Origin of the sequence: Yoonia sp., assembly GCF_036007805.1 — a bacterium.
Lineage (GTDB): Bacteria > Pseudomonadota > Alphaproteobacteria > Rhodobacterales > Rhodobacteraceae > Yoonia.
On record NZ_DASYOK010000137.1, the window covers coordinates 1 to 3,489 of the forward strand.

At 59.2% G+C, this 3,489-nt stretch carries 4 protein-coding genes; all 4 read right to left on the minus strand.

Translation table 11 applies throughout. The features are described 5' to 3' along the window. Positions 1-575 (minus strand): class II fructose-bisphosphate aldolase (locus VGP75_RS08045; RefSeq protein ID WP_327543166.1); only part of this gene is annotated, 575 nt, incomplete at its 3' end. After that, a complete protein-coding gene (locus VGP75_RS08050) occupies positions 572-1,414 on the minus strand; it encodes a 5-deoxy-glucuronate isomerase (RefSeq protein ID WP_327543167.1) in 843 nt (280 codons plus the stop codon). The genes VGP75_RS08050 and VGP75_RS08045, both read right to left, overlap by 4 nt. Positions 1,415-1,425: 11 nt before the next feature. Beyond that, on the minus strand, positions 1,426-2,406 hold the full coding sequence (gene iolC, locus VGP75_RS08055; protein ID WP_327543168.1) for a 5-dehydro-2-deoxygluconokinase: 981 nt from the start codon (positions 2,404-2,406) through the stop codon (positions 1,426-1,428). Next, positions 2,406-3,489: thiamine pyrophosphate-dependent enzyme (locus VGP75_RS08060; RefSeq protein WP_327543169.1), on the minus strand; the 1,084-nt coding region annotated here is incomplete at its 5' end. The genes VGP75_RS08060 and iolC, both read right to left, overlap by 1 nt.

Here is a 3,489-nt window from a genome sequence, read left to right on the forward strand (position 1 = left end):
TGAATGGCTGCTATCCGTGCTTCATCGAGGCCAGCGTCAGTTTCCTGCTGGAGATGCACATTCCCGACCGAAATCGCCATCGCGTCGATGCCGGTCTCTGCTGCAAAAATCGCTGCCTCGCTGGGGTCTGTTCCCGCTGAACTCTCTCCGCCCGCATAGCCGACAAAGCCGATCTCGCCCTCGCAAGAAATTCCAGAGTTATGCGCAATTTCAACAATTTGGCGGGTTTCCTTGATGTTGTCTTTCAACGGTTTTCGCGATCCGTCAAACATCAGCGAGGTAAACCCAGCATCCAATGCGGCGGAACAATCATCATAGGTGTAACCATGATCGAGATGCGCTACGACCGGCACGCTGGCATTTTCGGCCAAATGACGGAACATCTTGCCAAGAACAGGCAAAGGCGTATGCGCCCGACACCCCGGCCCTGCCTGCAGGATCACCGCACAATTCTCGGCCTCTGCTGCGGCCACAAAGGCGCACATATCCTCCCAACCCAGACACACCAGACCGCCGACGGCATAGCCGTCACGTAACGCAGGCTGGAGCACCTCTTTGAGCGTCGCAAGGGTCACTTGAACTTGGCAATCATGTCTTTGATCCCCGGGATCGTCTCGATCTGATAGGCATGGGACGGTTGGAAATACTGGATCAGGCTGCGCTGTGACAGCCCGCCCAGAATGGTGAAGTAATACATCTGATATCCTGGCAGAACTGCACATGGGTGATAGCCGCTGTCGAGACAGATCGTCGATCCATCCACGATATGATAGGCATCGCCCGCCTTGCCGTCCTCGCGCTGGAGCATCTGTACGCCAGAGCCGTGGTTGGGCTTGAAGCGGAAGTTGTAGGTCTCGTCGTGCCGCGTCTCAAGCGGCAGGCGGTCGGTGTCGTGCTTGTGGGAAGGAAAGCCTGACCAGCCGCCCTCGCCCACGGTGAAAAGCTCCGACACCAGCAGACGCCCGACCTTGTCATGGTACTTCGTGCCAAGGATGTGTTTGATTTTACGGTGCGTTTTCGTATCGTCCGACCCGTATTGCACCAGATCAAGGTCGTCCGCACTCACGGCAAAAGCATCCAGTACCTTGTCATAGCGTGCACCGCACACAAACACCTCGGCCGCGTCCGAGGTGCAGACCATCTGTGCCTTGGCGGCGGTGGGCACATAAACGCCCTCAGGCTCGCCATCCCAGACATCCTCGCCCCGATTGCCGATGCCGTCCGCCCTGAACCCTTCGATATCAATATCCACAGTTCCGGTCGCGGGCACGATGCAGGTCTCATACCCGGGTACGGCATATTCGAACGCCTGCCCCTTGGTCAGCTTGACGATGTTGAAATAGTTCAGCGGAACGGTCGGGTCATCCACATCAACGATCGGTTTGTTTTGGTTATCAAAGGGCGGGATATGCATCGGCTTGTCCTTTATGCGTCGGTCGGACCGGGGTGATCGGCCATGAATTTGGTTAATGTCGCTGTGTCCGGCATCGCAGGCGCACAGCCCGGGCGGGACACGGTCACAGAGGCACAGGCCGATCCGCGCAGGAGCGCGCGGCGCAGGTCCTGCCCCTCGGCCAGCCCCGTCACCAGTCCGGCCATAAAGCTATCCCCTGCCCCTGTGGGTTTGAGCGCCTCAACAGGCCAGATGCCAGTGCGGATCTCTTCGCCTGCGGCAAAGGTAATCGCCCCCTTTTCGCCCATCTTGTACACAACAATCGTGGCTGTGCTGGCGGCCAGTGCGCGCGCTTTGGCAAGGCCCTTGTCGATCCCGCCCGCCATAAAGCCGAATTCCTCGTCATTGCCGACAATCATATCCGATTGAGCCGCGGCACGGCTGAGGACCTCTTCGGCGACCTGCGGTGACGGCCATGAATACGGGCGGTAGTCCACATCAAAGATGATCGGCAGGCCCGCGGCTTTGGCGCGCGCGAAGGCATCAAAGGTCGCGCTGCGCGATGGTTCGGCGGCAAACACTGTGCCGGCCGTGATCAGCGCGCCGAATTTGGTATAATCCACGGCTGCCACATCATCTGCATCCATCTGGAAATCGGCGGCACCGTTGCGGTAGATGACATTGCGATGACCCGCGACGCGGCTTTCGTAGAAGGCCAGAGAATTGCGATATTCGCCCCCTACCGGCGTCACATATTCGGTGCCAACGCCATAGCGTTTCAACTGTCCGATACAGTAACTGCCGATGCTGTCATCGGACACACGGGTGACAAGTGCCGCCTGCCCGCCCAGTTTGCAAATGCCGGCGGCGATATTGGCGGATGACCCACCCAGCCCCACAGTGACGGTTTCCGCATCTTCCGTCGCCACGCCCGCGTCCGTGTAAAGATCAATGCCCGCACGCCCGACGACCACAAAATTGTTGGCGCCTATGCCCTCAATAAGCCCCGCCATCACACACCGTTCCGTTGCTTGTGACGGGTGGCTTCCTGATCGAGATGGGCTTTGCGTACCTTGTCCGAGGTCGTCACATGCGGTGTACCGACTTCCCACCATGTGTGGCCTTGCGTCGTCCAGCCCTCGTAGGGGTCAACCTTCATCACGATCACATAGGTGTTTTCGGCCGCCTGCGCGCGCCCGAAGGCCGCCTCCAGTTCTGCGGGCGAACTGACGGTTTCGGCATCAGCCCCCATGGCCTTGGCATGGGCTTCGAAATCCACACCCACCTGCGCGGTCGCTGTCGGCGTATCCGCGATCAGGTTATTGAAGCTTTCATTGCCTGTGTTGCTCTGCAGCTTATTGATGACCGCAAAGCCACCGTTGTCCAGCACCATAATGATCAGTTTTTTCTCTGTCAGAACAGAGGAATAGATGTCGGAGTTCATCAAAAGATAAGATCCGTCACCGGTAAAGACGATGGTATCACGTTCCGGCTCTTCCTGGGATTGCGCAATCCGCGCGCCCCAACCGCCCGCGATCTCGTAGCCCATGCAGGAAAACCCGAATTCCACATCAACCGTGCCGATATCCAGCGTTTTCCAGTTGGCGGTGACCTCGGCCGGCAAACCACCGGCCGCCGCAACAATGCGGTCACGCGGATGACACAGGCGGTTCACTTCACCAATGGCCTGCGCGTAGGACGCAGGGCCGTTGCCCAGCCGTGTATTCTCGGCCACATAGCCATTCCATGTGGCCCGCTCGGCCTGTGCGCGCTCCGTCCAGCTTTCAGGGGTGCGGTAGGATGACAGCGCCTCTTGCAGCGCCACCAAGCCAAGTTTCGCATCACCGACAACCGTGGCCGACAGATGCTTGGCCGCGTCGTGACGCGCGGCATTTAGGCAGATCAATTGCGCATCATGCGCGAAGGCGGTCCATGATCCGGTCGTGAAATCCTGCAGGCGGGTGCCAACGGCAAGGATCACATCCGCCTCTGCGGCGATGGTATTGGCGCTGTCCGATCCGGTCACCCCGATCGGCCCGATGTTGAGCGGATGATCATGCACCAGATTTGCGCGCCCTGCGATGGTTTCCACGACC

Coding starts and splice junctions, on each gene's coding strand:
- VGP75_RS08050 (WP_327543167.1), bottom strand. CDS start 1,414: ATGCATATCCCGCCCTTTGATAACCAAAACAAACCGATCGTTGATGTG.
- iolC (WP_327543168.1), bottom strand. CDS start 2,406: ATGGCGGGGCTTATTGAGGGCATAGGCGCCAACAATTTTGTGGTCGTC.